15 protein-coding genes are annotated in these 18043 nt (G+C 66.7%); 9 read left to right on the plus strand and 6 right to left on the minus strand.

Annotated features, from left to right (window positions below; translation table 11 throughout):
- Positions 1-25: 25 nt before the first annotated feature.
- From cofC to A0U87_RS01860, 6 genes are read right to left on the minus strand one after another with little or no spacing between them, the layout of a single operon-like run.
- Complete coding sequence (cofC, locus tag A0U87_RS01835; RefSeq protein WP_048936611.1) at positions 26-604, minus strand: 2-phospho-L-lactate guanylyltransferase; 579 nt, start codon at positions 602-604, stop codon at positions 26-28.
- Entirely contained in the window at positions 601-1542 is a 942-nt protein-coding gene (cofD, locus tag A0U87_RS01840) for a 2-phospho-L-lactate transferase (RefSeq protein ID WP_048936612.1), read from the minus strand. The genes cofC and cofD overlap by 4 nt, the downstream gene beginning before the upstream one ends.
- Entirely contained in the window at positions 1539-2261 is a 723-nt protein-coding gene (gene cofE / locus A0U87_RS01845) for a coenzyme F420-0:L-glutamate ligase (protein ID WP_234415553.1), read from the minus strand. The genes cofD and cofE overlap by 4 nt, the downstream gene beginning before the upstream one ends.
- A gap of 60 nt (positions 2262-2321) precedes the next feature.
- Positions 2322-2987, minus strand: coding sequence for an NADPH-dependent F420 reductase (gene npdG, locus A0U87_RS01850; protein WP_048936614.1), 666 nt, complete (start codon positions 2985-2987; stop codon positions 2322-2324).
- Positions 2977-5397 carry a 5-amino-6-(D-ribitylamino)uracil--L-tyrosine 4-hydroxyphenyl transferase CofH gene (cofH, locus tag A0U87_RS01855; RefSeq protein ID WP_048936615.1) on the minus strand — a complete coding sequence of 807 codons (2421 nt, stop codon included), beginning with the start codon at positions 5395-5397 and terminating at the stop codon, positions 2977-2979. The genes npdG and cofH overlap by 11 nt, the downstream gene beginning before the upstream one ends.
- Positions 5398-5448: 51 nt before the next feature.
- Positions 5449-6168 (minus strand): TetR/AcrR family transcriptional regulator, encoded by a 720-nt coding sequence (locus A0U87_RS01860; RefSeq protein WP_048936616.1) that lies wholly within the window; start codon positions 6166-6168, stop codon positions 5449-5451.
- A 95-nt stretch (positions 6169-6263) separates the two neighbouring features.
- Between A0U87_RS01860 and A0U87_RS01865 the strand changes: the two genes are divergently transcribed.
- From A0U87_RS01865 to A0U87_RS01905, 9 genes are read left to right on the plus strand one after another with little or no spacing between them, the layout of a single operon-like run.
- Positions 6264-7286: a phosphotransferase family protein gene (locus tag A0U87_RS01865; protein WP_048936617.1), complete on the plus strand. Its 1023-nt coding sequence runs from the start codon at positions 6264-6266 to the stop codon at positions 7284-7286.
- Positions 7287-7308: 22 nt separating this feature from the next.
- Positions 7309-8049 (plus strand): SDR family NAD(P)-dependent oxidoreductase, encoded by a 741-nt coding sequence (locus tag A0U87_RS01870; RefSeq protein ID WP_048936618.1) that lies wholly within the window; start codon positions 7309-7311, stop codon positions 8047-8049.
- Positions 8050-8093: 44 nt separating this feature from the next.
- Entirely contained in the window at positions 8094-9323 is a 1230-nt protein-coding gene (locus tag A0U87_RS01875; RefSeq protein ID WP_004212312.1) for an acyl-CoA dehydrogenase family protein, read from the plus strand.
- A gap of 28 nt (positions 9324-9351) precedes the next feature.
- A complete protein-coding gene (locus A0U87_RS01880) occupies positions 9352-10704 on the plus strand; it encodes an MFS transporter (RefSeq protein WP_170978340.1) in 1353 nt (450 codons plus the stop codon).
- 11 nt (positions 10705-10715) lie between these two features.
- On the plus strand, positions 10716-12251 hold the full coding sequence (locus A0U87_RS01885) for an AMP-binding protein (protein WP_048936619.1): 1536 nt from the start codon (positions 10716-10718) through the stop codon (positions 12249-12251).
- 5 nt (positions 12252-12256) lie between these two features.
- Positions 12257-14344 carry a PQQ-dependent dehydrogenase, methanol/ethanol family gene (locus A0U87_RS01890; protein ID WP_048936620.1) on the plus strand — a complete coding sequence of 696 codons (2088 nt, stop codon included), beginning with the start codon at positions 12257-12259 and terminating at the stop codon, positions 14342-14344.
- Positions 14331-16406, plus strand: a complete 2076-nt coding sequence (locus A0U87_RS01895) for a 3-hydroxyacyl-CoA dehydrogenase NAD-binding domain-containing protein (RefSeq protein ID WP_048936621.1) — start codon at positions 14331-14333, stop codon at positions 16404-16406. Before A0U87_RS01890 ends, A0U87_RS01895 begins: the two co-directional genes overlap by 14 nt.
- Complete coding sequence (locus A0U87_RS01900; protein ID WP_234415552.1) at positions 16403-17554, plus strand: thiolase family protein; 1152 nt, start codon at positions 16403-16405, stop codon at positions 17552-17554. The genes A0U87_RS01895 and A0U87_RS01900 overlap by 4 nt, the downstream gene beginning before the upstream one ends.
- 2 nt (positions 17555-17556) lie before the next feature.
- Positions 17557-17973 carry an OB-fold domain-containing protein gene (locus A0U87_RS01905; RefSeq protein ID WP_048936623.1) on the plus strand — a complete coding sequence of 139 codons (417 nt, stop codon included), beginning with the start codon at positions 17557-17559 and terminating at the stop codon, positions 17971-17973.
- Positions 17974-18043: the final 70 nt, after the last annotated feature.

Raw genomic sequence — 18043 nt, forward strand, 5'->3', positions numbered from 1 at the left:
CGCCCGTTCGGCAGGACCAAGGCAATTATGCACCAACGGAAAATATTTGGAGGTGCTCGGGCAGGTCGACATCGTCGGCGAGACCGGGCCGCCGGAGGATCGACACGCGATGCCCGGCTCGTTCCGCCTCCCCGAGATGGGCGGCACAGCTGCCCGGCCCGAAACGCAACGGGATAAGGCCGGGCCGTTTCAGCAACAGCGCGTTGGTCCCCTGCCCCTCTCGGTCGGTGGCGATCACGACATCGGCGGGTTCCTGCACCATCGCGCGCAGGTCCGCAGCCGCCAGCATCGGCAGGTCCGCGCTCAGGATCAGCACCGGGCGATCGGCCGGCAATGCCTGCATCGCCGCCATCAGCGCCGGCACATGGCCGGGTTCCCGCTCAGTCAGAACCCTCGCGCCCCGCTCGGTCGCGAAACCGCGTACCTCCGGGCAGACGCTGACGACATGCACGGCCGCATCCGGGATCGCATCGCGCGCCACTGCCAGCACATGCCCCAATAATTGCCGGCACAGCGCCGCCCGATCCCGTGGCCCCAGCACCTGCGACAGCCGGCTCTTGCCCTGCGCGAAGCTCTTGGCCGGGATCAGGATCGACAGGGTCATGGCGCCGCGCGCCGCAAGGCGGCCGCAAAATCGATCATCTGAGCGGCCAATGCCCGCTGCTGATCGACATTGCGCATCAATATGTCGGCACTGCGCACCGCCAGTCCATCGTCAGACCAGCCCTGCGCATCGACACCGTCCACCATCAGCCCGTCGATCAGCCCGTCATAATGGCGGGCGATCGTCGCCGGGGTCGTCGGCAGGCCCAGTTCGGTCATGATCTTGGCCGCCGGCCCCTTGACCGCCTGCCCGGCGATGAAGGGCGACAGCGCCACGCACGGTACGCGCCGCGCCACCAATCTGTCCCGCACACCCGGCACCGCCAGGATCGGGTCGATCGACAGGATCGGGTTGGACGGACAGAGGATGATCGCCTCCAGCGCCGGATCATCCAGCGCCGCCACCAGACCGGCACTCGGCCGCGCCGCTGCTGCGCCGTCGAACCGGATCGATTTGAAGCGCGGCCCGCATTGATGGCGCACGAAATAATCCTGGAAGGCCATTTCGCCCTGGTCGGTATCGATCATCGACCGGACCGGATCGTCGCTCATCGGCACGATCGCGGGCCCGATGCCCAGCCGCGCGGCGATGTCCGCCGTGACCGAAGACAGCGTGCCCTCGCGCAGCAACGCCGTGCGCAGCACATGGGTCGCCAGATCCCGATCGCCCAGGTTGAACCAGCTTTCGCCGCCCAGCCGCCTTGTCGCGTCCATGAAGGCCCAGCTTTCATCGGCCACGCCCCAGCCCCGCACGCTATCGTTCATGCCGGCGAGCGCATAGGTGACGCTGTCGATGTCGGGCGAGATATGCAGCCCCATATGGACGAAATCATCGCCCGTGTTGACGGCAATGGTCAGTGCGCCGGCCGGCACGACGCCGGCCAGGCCATTGGCCAGCTTGGCGCCGCCGACGCCCCCGGCCAGGGCCAGCACGCTCATGGGAACAGGTCCATCGCCGGTTCGCGGATCAGTTCGGCCGCGCTGCCCTCATTGCGGCCCCGCGCAATGCCCCGCGCCACGACGATCGGCCGGCCTTCGCCGGCCTGCCCCATGATCAGCGAGGCGGCGGCCGCCACCTCGTCGGCCAGGCCCAGTTCGCTGGTCTGCAACGGCCGACCATGCAGGTCCGGCTCGCCGCGCAGGTCGAGCAGGCCGCTCATGCCGGCGACGCCGATCGCCACGCCACAGGTGCCCTTGCGCCAGGCCCGGCCCAGGCTGTCGATGATGACCACCGCGATGTCGACGCCCAGCGCATCACGCACTGCCTGCCGCAGCGCCGCAGCGCTGCCATCGGGATCGAGCGGCAGCAGCAGCGCGACACCATCCTCATCCTGCGCGATATTGGATTGGTCGATCCCGGCATTGGCCAGAACCAGACCCAGCCGATGGCGCACGATCAGCACGCCCGGCCGGACCCGCATCAGTTTCTCGCTCTCCGACAGGATCAGTTCGACCAGCCTGGGATCCTTGTGGCATTGCGCTGCCAGATCGATCGCCTCGTCCGAGGGCGACACGCTGGCCAGCGGCACCGCGCGGCCCTCCGCCTTGGATATGATCTTCTGCGCCAGCACGACGATGTCGCCATCCTGCAGCGACAGGCCATTGGCATGGCAGGCCGACAGCAGCATGGCCGACAGATCGTCGCCCGGCGCAACCATGGGAACCCCGTTCAGGGCCGATAATGTGACGGCGGCCGGTGCGACTATCATGGATGCAGCTTACACTCCGGTGATGCGAATACCCGATCCGGGCACCTTGTACCGCCGATTGAGCGCAATCAAGACCGACGTAAGTCCTTCTGCAACAACCGAATTGCACAAAGGCCCGGCATTCCAGGCGCGCAGGCCGATTTCCTGCGCCAGTGCGACCACCTGGTCCGCCGCCTCGCTGTCGTCGGCACAGACCAGCACGTCGCACTCGATCTCCTCGTCCAGCTTGGTCAGGTGATGCGCGCTGATATTCTGGAAGGCGGACACGACGCGGACGCCATCGCCCAGCATCTTCTGCACCGCCTCGACCGCCGATCTGCCATCGGGCAACTGCACCCGGCTGACCTTGGGCGGCACCAGCGGCACGGTCACGTCGATCAATATCTTGCCCGCCAGCGCGTCGGCGACATCCTTCACCGTCGATTGCTGCGCAGCATAGGGCACGGCCAGCACGATGATGTCCGCCTGCGCCGCCGCATCGGGATTGGCGGCGCCGACGACCGAACTCCCGCCCAGCGTCGCGTTCATCGCATCGGCCGCTTCCTGCGCCCGCTCGGCGGTGCGGCTGCCGATGATGACCTTGTGCCCCTTGTGCGCCCAGCGCAGCGCCAGGCCGCCGCCTTCCTTGCCGGTCCCGCCAAGCACGGCGATCGTCGCCAAAGCCTCATTCTGCATATTCAAACCTCTCCTGGTTCGTATCGGCCTCGCGCCGCCGCTTGCGCGGGGGCGTCAGGACCATGGGTGTCAGTTCCGCCGCGGTCATTCCGCGTGCATGGATATCCTCGCTCACCCCGCCATAGGCGGTGCTGCGCTGCCGGGGCGTGCGGTCGATCGACCGGATCAGCGCCTCCATCGCGGCGGGTGGCATTTCCTGGCCATGCTGGGTGCCGGCCGCGCGCGAGATGCTCTCGTTCATCAGCGTGCCACCCAGGTCATTGGCGCCGCCCTCCAGGCAGGCCTTCACCCCTTCCGGCCCCAGCTTGACCCAGCTGGTCTGGATCGACCGGATATGCGGGTGCAGCGCCAGCCGCGCGACCGCATGCATCAGCCGCACCTCGCGGAAGGTCGGGCCATGGCGCGACTGGCCACGCACGCCCATCGGCGCTTCCATATGGACGAAGGGCAAGGGCACGAATTCGGTGAAGCCGCCGGTCCGCCGCTGCAGGTCGCGGATGCGGATCAGGTGCCTTGCCCAGTGGCGCGGCGTATCGACATGGCCGAACATGATCGTCGCGGTGGTGGTGAAGCCGACACGATGCGCGGTCTCGATCACCTCCAGCCATTGCGCCGTGTCCAGCTTGTCGGGGCAGATGATCGCCCGCACCTCGTCATCCAGTATCTCGGCCGCCGTGCCGGGCAGCGTGTCGAGGCCCACCGCCTTCAGCCGGCGCAGAAAGTCCTCGACCGGCAGGCCCAGCGTCGCCGCCCCCTGCCACACTTCCAGCGGGGAAAAGGCGTGGATGTGCATCTCGGGCACCGCCGCCTTCACCGCTCGGGCCAGGTTCAGATAGGTGTCGCCGGTATAATGGGGGTGGATGCCACCCTGCAGGCAGACTTCGGTGCCGCCCCGCTCCCACGCCTCGCGGGTGCGGCGGACCACTTCCTCCAGGTCCAGGTCATAGGGCTTGCCGCGCAGCGCCTCCGCCTTGTCGCCCTTGGAAAAGGCGCAGAAGCTGCATTTATAGGCGCAGATATTGGTGTAGTTGATGTTGCGGTTGACGACATAGCTGATCGTGTCGCCCATCTCCTGCATCCGCAGTGCGTCCGCACTGGCGCAGACATGTTCCAGGTCGGTTTCGCGCGCGGTGAACAGCGTCTCGATCTCGGCTTCTTCCAGCAGCGCCCCGGCCATCGCCCGGTCGACGATCGCCGCGATCACCGGATCGACCGGCAGCGCCGACGGACGCGTGACGCGCGGCTCCAGCGCGATGCCCGGCGACCAGCTATCCTCGCGCGCAAAGCCCATCGCATCGGCATGGGCCAGCACATGGCGGACCATCGCCTGGTCCTGCCAGCGGTCATTATCCTGCGCATAGGCGGGATAGACCGGCAGCCGGGCGACCAGCATCCGCCCTTCGCCCTCGGTCGCGGCGCGCAGCCGCTCGACCGCCGGCCAGGGGGCTTCCGGGTTCACATGGTCGGGCGTCACCGGCGACACGCCGCCCCAATCGTTGATCCCCGCCGCCATCAGCCGGGGGAAGTCCGCCGCCGACAGGTTGGGCGGCGCCTGGATATTCATCTCTGGCCCCAGGATCAGCCGCGCCACCGCGATCGTCCACAGCAGATCGTCCATGTCCGGCTCGGGCGCATTGGCCATCACCGTACGTTCCTTGGCCCGGAAATTCTGGACGATCACTTCCTGAATATGGCCATAGCCATCCTGCAGGTCGCGGATCGCCTCCAGCGCCTCGATCCGTTCCTCGCGCGTCTCGCCTATGCCGATCAGGATGCCAGTGGTGAAGGGAATGGCCAGTTCACCCGCCAGCCGGATCGTCTCCAGCCGCGCCGCCGGTTCCTTGTCGGGCGAGCGATAATGGGCGCCGCCCTTGCGGCACAGCCGGTCGGACACCGACTCTAGCATCAGCCCCTGCGACACCGATACCCGGCGCAGACCGGCCATTTCCTCGCGGGTCATGACCCCGGCATTGATGTGCGGCAGCAGCCCGGTCTCGTCGCGCACCAGCGCCGCCATTTCCTCCAGATAGGACAAGGTGCTGTCATGGCCGAGGCGCGCCAGTTCCTCGCGCGCTGCGGCGAAACGCAGTTCCGGCTTGTCGCCCAGCGTGAACAGCGCTTCGGTGCAGCCCGCAGCCTTGCCGGCGCGTGCCACCGCCAGCACTTCCTCGCGCGTCATATAGGCGTTCTCGCCCGGCCGGGGCGGCTGCGAGAAGGTGCAATAATGACAAAGATTGCGGCATAGCTGGGTCAGCGGGATGAAGATCTTGCGCGACCAGCTCTGCACCCGGCCATGGCCTTCGTCGCGCAGCGCCGCCGCCTGCGCCATCAGTTCGGCCAGCGGCATCGCCAGCAGCTCTGCCGTGCGCGCGTGCTCCGCTTCGCCGATCCTTTCCGTAACTGCCATCATCCCGCTCCGCTTGTTTCGTCTTCTATGTTCTGATTGTGATTGCGCCCCGGTTCAACCGACAGGGCCGGGTCGATCCGCAATAGCGCCGTCGCGTTGCCCCAATCCCTTGAGCATCGCCGCCGGCAGGTCCGCCGGCGCTTCCAGCAACGCCACCAGCGTCTGCAGGAAATGCTCGACACTCGCCTCGCTGCCCCACATCGGATGCGCGCGGCTCTCGTCCGCCAGCGCCCGCTGCCGCGCCGACAGCACGGCGCTCAGATACGCCCCCATGAACACGAAGCGCTGGTTCTGCAACGCCACCGGCAGATCCGCCATCATGCCCCGCAGATGATCGAGGCATCGGCCATAGGCATTGTTCCAGGCCGGATCGATCGCATCCAGCATCATGTCGCGATGGGTCATGGCAAAGATGACGATGAACTGGACATAATGGCTATCGGGCAGCGCCAGCACCGGCCGCACCAATATCTCCACCACTTCGCGGATCGAGCGCGGCCCGCCCTGCGCCTCCAGCCCGTCGAGCGCCGCATTGCGCTCCCGCTCCAGCGCCATCGCCCCGTCCATTACCAGCGCCCGGACCAGCGCCTCCTTCGACCCGAAATAGTAACTGACGGCACCGTGATTCTTCTGCCCCGCCGCCGCCGCAATCTCGCGCACGGTCACGCCATCCACGCCCTTTTCGGCGAACAGGCGCAACGCCACCTGCTTGATCTGCTCGGCAGCGGATCCGCGGGTGGCATCTTCGGCCTTGGCGAGTTGAAGTCTGACCATGAGTGCAATTTCTCATTGCAATGATGGTTCGTCAAGTGCATTATCCAATTGACCTAATCGACGGCTAACAGTCGAAAAAAGCGAGGGATGCCTAAGTGGAATCAGCGGTCGACATCGAGTCGCTGGCGGCGTGGATGACGGATCAGGGGCTTGGCTCCGGTCCGATCGACAACGTGACGCCGCTTGCCGGGGGGACGCAGAATATCCTGCTGCGCCTGACCCGCGACGGCCGCGACTATATCTTCCGTCGCCCGCCGGCGCACCCCCGCCCCAACAGCAATGAAACGATGCGGCGCGAGGCCCGACTGCTGCGCGCCATCGCCGGCACCAACGTGCCCCATCCCGCGCTGATCGCCGATTGCGGCGACGAAAGCGTGCTGGGCGTCGCCTTCTACCTGATGGAGCCGGTCGATGGCTTCAATCCGGTCGGCCAGCTGCCCATGCCCCATGCCGGATCGCCCGCGATGCGCCATGCCATGGGCCTGGCGCTGGTCGACGGCATCGCCGCATTGGGCGCGCTCGATCATCAGGCGCTCGGCCTCGCCGATTTCGGCCGGCCCGACAATTTCCTCGGCCGCCAGGTCGATCGCTGGCGCAGCCAGCTTGCCGGCTATGGCGAATTTGCCGACTGGACCGGGCCGCAGGCGCTGCCCAGCGTCGACGCCATCGCCGCCTGGCTGGAACGGCACCGCCCAGCCGATTTCACGCCCGGCATCATGCATGGCGACTATCATCTCGCCAATGTCATGTACCGCCCCGACAGCGGCGATCTTGCCGCGATCATCGACTGGGAACTGGCGACGATCGGCGATCCACTGCTCGACCTGGGCTGGGTGCTGGCAACCTGGCCCGACGGCAGCGGCGCCAGCACCGTGTCGGTCACGCCGTGGGAGGGGTTCCCGACGCCCGCCGAGCTGGTCGCCCGCTATGGCGCCGGCTCCGCGCGTGATCTGTCTGCGGTCGACTGGTATCATGTCCTCGCCTGCTACAAGCTCGGCATTCTGCTCGAAGGCACCCATGCCCGCGCCTGCGCCGGCAAGGCCCCACGCGACACCGGCGATCGGCTGCACAGCCGCGCCATCCACCTTTTCGACCGCGCCCAGGCGCTGATCCGCTGACATGCAGGAAGGATGTTCCCCCTTGGGCAATGAACTGGACTTCACCGGAAAGACGGTGCTGGTGGTCGGCGGATCGAGCGGCATCGGCAATGGCATGGCCCAGGCCTTTCTGAAGCGCGGCGCCCGCGTCCATGTCTGGGGCACGCGCGCCAGCGCCGCCGACTATGCCGGCGAGGAAGGGTCGGATCTGGACGGCATCGGCTATACCCAGGTCGATGTCAGCGATCCCGCCGCGATCGCAGCCGCGCCCGCCCCCTTCGATGCGCTCGACATCCTCATCCATTCGCAGGGCGCCGTCCTCTATCGCCGCCAGGAGTTCGAGGTCGACGGCTGGAACAAGGTGATGGCGGTCAATCTCAACTCCATCCTCCACATCTCCAACCGCTTCAGGGATGCGCTGGCCGCCACGAAAGGCGCCGTCATCGTCGTCAGCTCGATCGGCGGGTTCAAGGCGACCTTCGGCAACCCCGCCTATGCCGCGTCCAAGGCCGGCGCGGTCAATCTGGTCCGCGCGCTCGCCATCGCCTGGGCGGGCGAGGGCATCCGCGTCAACGGCATCGCCCCCAGCCTGGTCGATACCAAGATGACCAAGGTGACGATGGAGAATGACGAGCGGCGCGACCGCGCGCTGTCGCGCATCCCGCTCGGCCGCTTCGGCTCAGTGGAGGAGATGGCTGGCGTCGCCCTGTTCCTCGCCTCCCCCCTCTCCACCTACATCTGCGGGCAGACGCTGATCGTGGACGGCGGCCTCACGCTGACCTGATCCCCCTGCCCGCCTTCGCCCCATTTCCCAAAAGGACCGATCGCATGGATTTCGAATATTCCGACAAGGTGCAGGCGCTGCGGGCGCAGCTCACCGATTTCATGGACGCCCATGTCTATCCGATCGAGAAGGAACGGGATCATTTCCACCATGATCCCGCCCATCTGTGGCAGCGCTGGCCGGGCACCGAGACGATCAAGGCGAAGGCGAAGGAAGCGGGCCTGTGGAACCTGTTCCTGCCGCATGAATATGGGGCATGGAGCCCCGGCCTCACCAACCTCGAATATGCGCCGCTGGCCGAACTGATGGGCCGGGTGATCGGATCATCGGAATATTATAACTGCTCCGCGCCCGACACCGGCAATATGGAAGTGCTCGCCCGCTACGGCACGCCCGAGCAGCAGGAGAAGTGGCTCAAGCCCCTGCTCGCCGGCGATATCCGCTCCTGCTATGTCATGACCGAGCCGGGCGTTGCCTCGTCCGACGCCACCAATGTCGAAACGACGATCGTCGCGGATGGCGACGACTATGTCATCAATGGCCGCAAATGGTGGATTTCGGGCGCGCTCGACCCGCTGACCAAAGTCTATATCCTGCTCGGCCGCACCCCCAATGCGGACCGGCCGCGCCACCAGCAGCATTCGCAGATCCTGATCCCGGCCGACACGCCGGGGATAGAGATCGTCCGCCCGCTCGACGTGATGAACGCCGTCCATTCGCCAGGCGGCCATGCCGAAATGGTCTTCAAGGATGTGCGCGTGCCCAGGGAAAATCTGATCCTGGGCGAAGGACGCGGGTTCGAGATCGCCCAGGGCCGCCTGGGGCCGGGCCGCATCCACCACTGCATGCGCCTCATCGGCCAGGCCCAGCGCGCGCTCGAATATATGGCCCGCCGCGTCGATAGCCGCGTCGCCTTCGGCCGCAAGCTCGCCGACCAGGGCAGCATCCGCCAGGATATCGCCTTGTCCTTCTGCGAGATCGAGCAGGCCCGGCTGCTGACGCTCAAGGCTGCCGACGCGATGGACCGCCATGGCAACAAGGTTGCCAAGGATCTGATCGCCGCGATCAAGATCGTCGCCCCGCGCATGACCCAGACGGTCGCCGACCGGGCGATGCAGGTGTTCGGCGGCATCGGCATGGCCAGCGACTTCCCGCCAGCCGCCGCCTTCATGAATGCGCGCTACCTGCGCCTCGCCGACGGGCCGGACGAAGTCCACATGGCCCAGCTTGGCAAGCTCAAGATCGCCGAACTCAACGCACTGCCGCAACGCTGAACCCCGACACAGGGCGAAGGGAAGGATCATGCTGATGACCAGCCAGGAGAGAGCCCCGGACGGCGGCGACACCCAGCAACTGGGCACCGCTTGGTGGATGGTGGCGGTGCTGTTCGGCCTCTATGTCCTGTCCTGGGTCGACCGGCTGATCGTGTCGATGCTGGTCACGCCGATCAAGGCTCATCTGCTGCTGAGCGATGTCCAGGTCAGCATGATCACCTCGACCTCCTTCGCCATCTTCTATGCCATGTTCGGCCTCCCGCTCGGTTGGGCGGCGGACCGTTATTCGCGCCGCTGGATCATCTTCGGCGGGGTCGCGCTCTGGGCCGTTGCCACCACGGCCTGCGGCTTCGCGCAAAGCTATGAGGCGCTGCTGGTCGGCCGCATTTTCGTCGGCGTGGGGGAGGCGGCACTACTGCCCGCCGCCTATTCGCTGATCGCCGACGCCTTCCCGCCGCGCCTGCTGACCCGCGCCACCTCCACCTTCCAGATGGCGGGCAAGGTCGGCTCAGCAACGGCATTTGCCCTGGGCGGCGTCGCCATCGCCTTCGCCGCCGCGCATAGCGGCATCCATATTCCCTTCCATGGCCCGGCCCAGCCCTGGCAGTTGGTCATGATGATGGTCGGCGTGCCCGGCCTGCTCATCGCCCTGCTGGTCTTCACCTTCCCCGAACCCGGCCGCCGCGGCGCGACCAGGACCGCGCGCCCGGTCGCGGAAAAGGGCGCGATCGCCGGTTTCGTGCGCCAGAACTGGCGGCTGCTGGCGCTCATGCTGGTCGGCACATCCTGCCTTGCCATGTGCGGCTATTCGATGACCAACTGGGTGCCCGCCTATATCGAACGGCATTTCGGCTGGAAGCCGGTGCAATATGGCGTGGCGTTGAGCCTGATGAACATCGTTTCGGCCGTGTCGCTGGTGATCAACGGCTGGATCGTCGACCGCCTGTTCACGCGCGGCATGACGGATGCGCATCTGCGCTTCTACAGCTGGCTGATCCTCGGCTTCCTGCCGGTGATCGCCTATATGTTCTTCGCCACCAACGTCTATGTCTTCCTGGTCTGCTACTGCGTCGCGCAGTTCATCACCGTGCCCTTCATGGTCTATGTCTCCTCGATCATGGGGCTGATCGCACCGGCGACGATCCGCGCGCGGATGCTGGCCTTCTTCCTGTTCGTCTTCACCATATTGGGCCTGGGCGCCGGCCCGGCGATCGTCGCCGCGCTCACCCAATATGTCTTCCGGTCGGAAGCCGCGCTGGGCCAGTCGCTGGCGGTGGTCGTCACCGTCTGCTCGGTCGTCGCCCTCCTCTCCTTCCGCATGGCCCTGCGCTATCTCGCCCCCACCATCGCCGCGCGTGCCGTCCACGCACCGGCCGCCTGAAAGGACGCCTGATGTCACTCACCCTCCAGGCTGTCGCGCCCGACCGTCGCACCGACATGGCGCTGACCGACGAGCGCGTCTCGCTCGACTGGCTGCAACTGGATGATCGGCTGAACCGCGCCGCCAATGCCTTGAACGGCCTCGACCTGCATGAACGGCGCGTCGCCGTCTTCGCGCCCAACAGCGCAGAAACCGTGATCGCCTATGTCGCCTGTCTGGAGGCCGGCATTTCCAGCGTCCCGGTCAGCTTCCACCTCACCCCGTCGGAGGCCGCCTATATCCTCAAGGACAGCGGCGCCGTCGCCCTGCTGGTCGGCCCGGAAACGATGGAGGCGGGCCTCGCCGCCGCGGCCGAAGCCGGCGTCGCCACCGTCATCGGCTGGCGCTGTCCCGATCGCGAAGGCCTGATCCATTGGGAAGCGTGGCTCGCCGCCGCCTCAACCGCGGAGCCTGACCCCAGCGTCGCGCCGCTGCCCCATCTCCATTATACCTCCGGCACCACCGGCCGGCCCAAGGCGACCGAGACCCCGCCGCAATATTTCCCGCGCGTCGCCACGGTGCAGGCGCTGGCGGAAACGGTGCGCGCCCGCATCACCCCCTCGCCCGGCATCGCCGTCGGCCCGCTCTACCATACCGGCCCGCTTGGCATGGCCCGCAACGTGTTCGGCGGCATGAGCCTCATCACGGTCGAGCATTTCGACGCGGAAAGGGCGCTGGCGCTGATCGAGAAATATCGGGTCGCCGGATCGGTCATGGTTCCCACCCATTTCCAGCGCATGCTCGCCCTGCCGGAAGATGTCCGCGCGAAATATGACGTTTCCAGCATCCAGCGCCTCGCCCATACCGGCGCGGCCTGTCCCCGCGCGGTCAAGCAGGCGATGATCGACTGGTTCGGCCCGGTGCTGGTGGAGGCCTATGGCGGCACCGAGGCTGGCTCGACCACCTTCATCACCTCGCCCGAATGGCTGGAACGCCCCGGCTCGGTCGGGCGCGCCTTGGCCCCATTCGAAACCGTCATCTATGGCGATGATGGCGCGGTGCTGGGCGCCAACGAGGTTGGCCAGGTCTATTTCCGCGACACCAGCGGCCATGGCATCGTCTATCGCGGCGACCCGGAAAAGACCGCCGCCGCCCATATCGCGCCCGGCATCTTCACCCTGGGCGAAATGGGCTATGTCGATGATGCGGGCTATCTCTTCATCACCGATCGCGTATCCGACATGATCGTGTCGGGCGGCGTCAACATCTATCCGGCGGAATCCGAACATGTGCTGCTGCGCCATCCCAAGGTGGCCGACATCGCCGTGGTCGCCGCCCCCAATGCGGAAATGGGCGAGGAAGCCCGCGCGCTGGTGATCCCGCGCGATCCAGCCGATCCGCCCAGCGCTGACGAACTCAACGCCTTCTGCCGCGCCAGCCTTGCCGGTTATAAATGCCCGCGCGGCTACGAGATGGTCGATGACATCGGCCGCACCATCATGGGCAAGGTCAACAAGAAGGCGCTGCGCCAGCGCTTCTGGCCGTCCGACCGGACGATCGGGGGCTGATCTTCATGCGTCTTGCGTCCCTCACTCTGCCGCTTCTGGCTCTACTCGCCGCCTGCGCGCCCTCCGGTCAGGCCCGGCGCGACGGCACCGACTGGCCCGGCTATGGCGGCATCGACGAAAATCACTACAGCCCGCTGAAGGACATCAACGACCATAATGTCGGCCGGCTCGGCCTCGCCTGGTATCAGGATATCGACGGCGGCGGCTCCAGCCTGACCGCGCCGATCGCGGTCGACGGCATCCTTTATTATGCCTCGGGCTACAGCGTCGTTCACGCGGTCGACGCTGCCACCGGCCATGAACTATGGACCTATGACCCGCAAAGCTGGAAGGTCGCCGACCAGAAGATGCGCGGCGCCTGGGGCAGTCGCGGCATCGCCTATGACAATGGCGCCGTCTATGTCGGCACGATCGACGGCCGGCTGATCGCCATCAACGCCCGCACCGGGCACAGGCTCTGGTCGACCCAGACCATCGGCAAGGATGACGAACGCTATATCAGCGGCGCCCCCTGGGTGTTCAACGGCAAGGTCTTGATCGGCCATGGCGGCGCCGATTTCGCCCCGATCCGCGGCTATGTCACCGCCTATGACCAGAAGACCGGCAAGCAGCTCTGGCGCTTCTACACCGTGCCCGGCGACCCGAAGCTCGGCTTCGAGAATAAGGCGATGGCGATGGCCGCCAAGAGCTGGACCGGCGAATGGTGGAAATATGGCGGCGGCGGCACCGCCTGGAACGCCATGGCCTATGACCCCAAATATAATCGCATCTATATCGGCGTCGGCAATGGCTCCCCCTGGAACCAGAAGATCCGCAGTCCGGGCGGCGGCGACAATCTCTTCCTCTGCTCGATCGTCGCGCTCGACGCCGACACCGGCGAATATGTCTGGCATTATCAGACCAATCCGGGCGAGACCTGGGACTTCAACTCGGCGATGGACATGGAACTCGCCCGGCTGAAGATCGACGGGCAGGACCGCGACGTGCTGATGCACGCGCCCAAGAACGGCTTCTTCTACGTCATCGACCGCGCCACCGGAAAGCTGATCTCCGCCCGCAACATCGTCCCGGTCAACTGGGCCAGCGGCATAGACGTGAAGAGCGGCCGGCCGATCGAGAACCCCGCTGCCCGCTATCCCGGCGGCAAGGCGGCGATCGTCTATCCCTCGCCCTTCGGCGCCCATAATATCGAGGCGATGTCCTTCAATCCGGGCAGCGGCCTCGTCTATATCCCGACGATGGATCAGGGCCGCGTCTATATCGACCCGGCCGAGCCGCTCAAGGGCTGGAAGCATCTCGACGGCCAGCGCCTCAGCGTCGGCACCGGCGCGCCGCCGCCCGGCGTGACGCCCGATCGTCCCGCCACCAGCTTCCTGCTCGCCTGGAACCCGGTGACGCAGAGCGAGGCCTGGCGCATTCCCATGCCCGGCCTGCGCGGCGGCGGCGGCACCGCGACCACGGCCGGCAACCTGCTGTTCCAGGGCAATGCCGGCGGCAAGTTCGTCGCCTATGCCGCCACCAGTGGCAAGCCGCTCTGGTCGTTCGACGCCCAGACCGCGGTGATGGCTCAGCCGATCAGCTATCGTGCGCGCGGCCGGCAATATGTGACGGTGATCGCCGGCTCCCGCTTCCCCAGCGCCATCGGCCTGCCGCGCGAATGGAATTACCGCACCCAGCAATGGCGCGTCCTGACCTTCGCCCTCGATGGCAAGGCTGCGCTGCCCAAGGTCGATCCCGTCGACATGCCGGTGATCGACAATCCCGCTTTCGCCGTCGATCCGGCCAAGGCTGCTATCGGCGCCGCCGTCTTTGGCCAGCGCTGCTCCATCTGCCATGGCGCCAACGCCGTGTCGGGCGGCGCCGCGCCGGACCTGCTCCAGTCGGGCGTCCCGCTCGACACCGCCAGCATGAAGGATGTGCTGCACAATGGCATCCTGCGCGAACGGGGCATGCCGCGCTTCCAGGAACTGACCGACGAAGAGATCGCCGGGCTCCAGCATTATTTCCGCCAACGCGCCCGTCAGGTGCTGGCCGCGCAGTCCGCCGGCCAGCCGGGCGCCCAAACGCACAGAGGCTTGAATGAAGGTCAATGACGTCGTCACCTATGCGGTGGAAGGCTCCATCGCGGTCATCACGGTCAACTCGCCGCCGGTGAACGCCCTCTCCAACGCCGTGCGCCAGGGCGTCGCCATCGCGGTCGAGACCGCCATCGGCGATCCGGCGGTCGGCGCGATGGTGCTCATCTGCGAAGGCCGCACCTTCTTCGCCGGCGCGGACATCACCGAATTCGGCAAGCCGCCGGTCGAACCCACGCTGCGCAACCTGCAGCTGGTGGTGGAGAATGCCACCAAGCCGGTGATAGCCGCCATCCACGGCACGGCGCTGGGCGGGGGCCTGGAACTCGCGCTCGTCGCCCATTATCGCATCGCCGTTCCCTCGGCCAAATGCGGCCTGCCCGAAGTCAATCTGGGCCTGCTGCCCGGCGCTGGCGGCACCCAGCGCCTGCCCCGCATCGTCGGCGTCGAAAAGGCGCTGGACCTCATGACCGCCGGCAGCCCGGTCTCGGCCAAGGCCGCCAAGGATATGGGCCTGATCGACGAACTCGCCGCCGAAGGCCAGTTGCGCGCCGACGCCATCGCCCTTGCCCAGCGCGTGCTCGACGAAGGCCGCCCGCTGCTCAAGGTCCGCGACCGCACCGAGAAGCTGGACGAGGCACGCGGCAAGCCCGAAATCTTCGCCGATTTTCGCAAGGCCAATGCCCGCAAATTCCGTGGTTTCAACGCCCCCGAAGCGATCATCCGCTGCGTCGAGGCGTCCCTCGAACTGCCCTTTGACGAAGGCATGACCTTCGAGCGCCAATTGTTCAACGAGCTTCAGGCCGACAGCCAGTCCGCCGCCCAGCGCCATGTCTTCTTCGCCGAGCGTCAGGCCGCCAAGGTCGACAGCCTGCCCGCCGACACCGCCATTCTGCCGATCGCCAAGGTCGGCGTCATCGGCGCCGGCACCATGGGCGGCGGCATCGCGATGAACTTCGCCAATGCCGGCATCCCCGTCACCCTGGTCGAAACCAACGAGGACGCCCTGTTCCGCGGCCTGCGCATCATCCGTGGCAATTACGAAACCACGGCCAAGAAGGGCAAGATGAAGCCCGAGGATGTCGACACGCGCATGGGCCTGCTCACCGGATCGATCGCGATGGAGGATCTGGCCGATTGCGACCTGATCATCGAAGCGGTGTTCGAGCAGATCGACGTCAAGCGCGAGGTGTTCGCCAAGCTCGACCGGATCGCCAAGCCCGGCGCCATCCTCGCCACCAACACCTCCTATCTCGACATTGACGATATCGCCGCCGCCACCAGCCGGCCGAACAGCGTCGTCGGCCTCCATTTCTTCTCGCCGGCCAATGTCATGAAGCTGCTGGAGGTGGTCCGCACCAAGGACACGAAGCCGGAAATCATCGCCACCGCCATGAAGCTCGCCAAGACGATCGGCAAGATCGGCGTGCTGGTCGGCAATGGCTATGGTTTCGTCGGCAACCGCATCCTCGCCGCCCGCAATATACAAGCGGACCAGTTGATCCTCGAAGGGGCCACGCCCTGGGCGGTCGACAAGATACTGTACGACTTCGGCTTTGCCATGGGCCATTTCCAGATGCGCGATCTGGTCGGGCTCGATGTCGGCTGGAACCCCAAGACGACCAGCTCCGCCAATGTCCGGGAAATCCTCAACGAAATGGGCCGCCACGGACAGAAGACGAAGGGCGGCTTCTACGATTATGACGAGAACCGCAAACAGACCCCCTCGCCAGTCGCGATGCAGGTGATCGAGGATTTCGCCGCGAAGCAGGGCATGGTCCGCCGCGATGTCAGCGACGCGGAAATCCAGGATCGCATCCTCTTCGCCATGGTGAATGAGGGCGCCCGCATCCTCGACGAAGGCATCGCCTCGCGCGCGTCCGACATCGATATCGTCTGGATCACCGGCTATGGCTGGCCGAAATATCGCGGCGGCCCGATGTTCTGGGCCGATCTCCAGGGGCTTCCCACCGTCCTCGACCGACTCCGGGCACTGGAGGCTGCGCATGGCGCCGCCTTCACCCCCTCCCCGCTGATCGAACGACTGGTGGCACAGGGCAAGGGGTTCAAGGACGCATGATGAAGGGCAATAAAGTCGCCATCACCGGCATTGGCGAAACCGCGTTCCTGCGCAAGGGCGAGGAAACGGTGATGCAGATGATGACCCGCGCCAGCCTGGCCGCGATCGCCGATGCGGGCCTCACCCCCGCTGATATCGACGGCCATGTCAGCAACAAATATGTCGGCCACCCGTCGGAGGAGGTCGCCCATGCGATCGGCGCCGCGACCCGGCGCTTCACTGCCGTCGCCGACACGGCCGGCGGCACCGCCACCACCGGCGACGCGCTGCGGCTGGCGCAACTCGCGATCGAGGCCGGGCTCGCCCGCCATGTCCTCGTCCCCTATGCCATCCGCTCGACCAAGCCGGGCGGCGTCTATGGCTTCCACGCGCGCGAGCCGCAGAAGGCGGGGCTGGAAATGCCCGCCGGCTTCTTCGGCCAGCCCACCTATTTCGCCACCATGGCCAATCGCTACGCCCATGAATTCGGCATGAGCGAGGAAGAACTGGCCTCCGTCTCGATGACCTACCGCGCCTGGGCGGCGCTCACGCCGAGCGCCCAGAAGCGCGATCCGATGGACCTCGACGCCTATCGCCAGACGCCGATGATCTCGACCCCGCTGCGGGTCGCCGACTGCTGCCTCACCACTGATGGCGGCGGCGCCTATGTGGTGAGCGCGGTGGAGGCTGCCCGCGATCTGCCCCATCCGGTGATAGCGGTGCAGGGCGTCGGCATCGGCTACAATAATTACCCCCATGGCGTGCTGTTCACGCAGAAGCCCTGCACCTTCGACTATCCCGGCTGGGATTCGGCGGCGCAGGCCTATGCCATGGCCGGCGTCGATCCCAAGGATCTGGACCTAGCCCAGGTCTATGACGGCTTCTCCATCTCTGCGATCGTCCAGACCGAGATGCTGGGCCTGTGCGATCGCGGCGAAGGCGCGCGCTTCTATGCCGCCGGCCATGCTAAACCGAGCGGCCGGATGCCGGTCAACACCAGCGGCGGCCATATGTCGGGCGGCTATGTCCCCGGCATCAACCTGCTGATCGAGGCGGTGCGCCAGCTGCGCGGGCAGGAAGGCGATCGCCAGGTGCCCGACGCCCGCCTCTGCGCGGTCGCGGGCCTGGGCGGCAATAATCATTCCACCACCATCCTTGCGAGGGACTGACCATGGGTATTCCCATCTATCCCGTCCATCTGGAAGACCCGCTGTTCCAGGGCTTCTACGACGGCCTCGACGCCGGCGAACTGCGCATCACCGCCGACGCCGAAACCGGCGAATGGGTCTGGTATCCGCCCGAGGTCGTCCCCGGAAAGCCCGATGCCGTGCTGGAATGGCGCCCGGTCTCGCCGGAGGGCAAGGCCTATAGCTTCACCACCGTGATCCGCAGCCTGCTGCCCGGCGACCACAAGGCCGAAGTCCCCTACACCGTCATCCTGTTCGAACCCGACGATGCGCCGGGCGTGCGGATCGCGGGCATATTGGTCGATGACGACGGCGTCGATCCGGCCTGCGACATGCGCCTGCGCTTCCGCCCGGTCGAGGCGGGCGATCACCGCATCGCCGGCTTTGCGCCGGTTCGCTGACATGCGGGTGGACCGGCGCACGGCCATGCTTGGCGGCGCGGCGCTCGCGCTCGCCGGCTGCACCCGCGCC

It is taken from the genome of Sphingobium sp. MP9-4 (assembly GCF_005281675.1).
Lineage (GTDB): Bacteria > Pseudomonadota > Alphaproteobacteria > Sphingomonadales > Sphingomonadaceae > Sphingobium > Sphingobium yanoikuyae.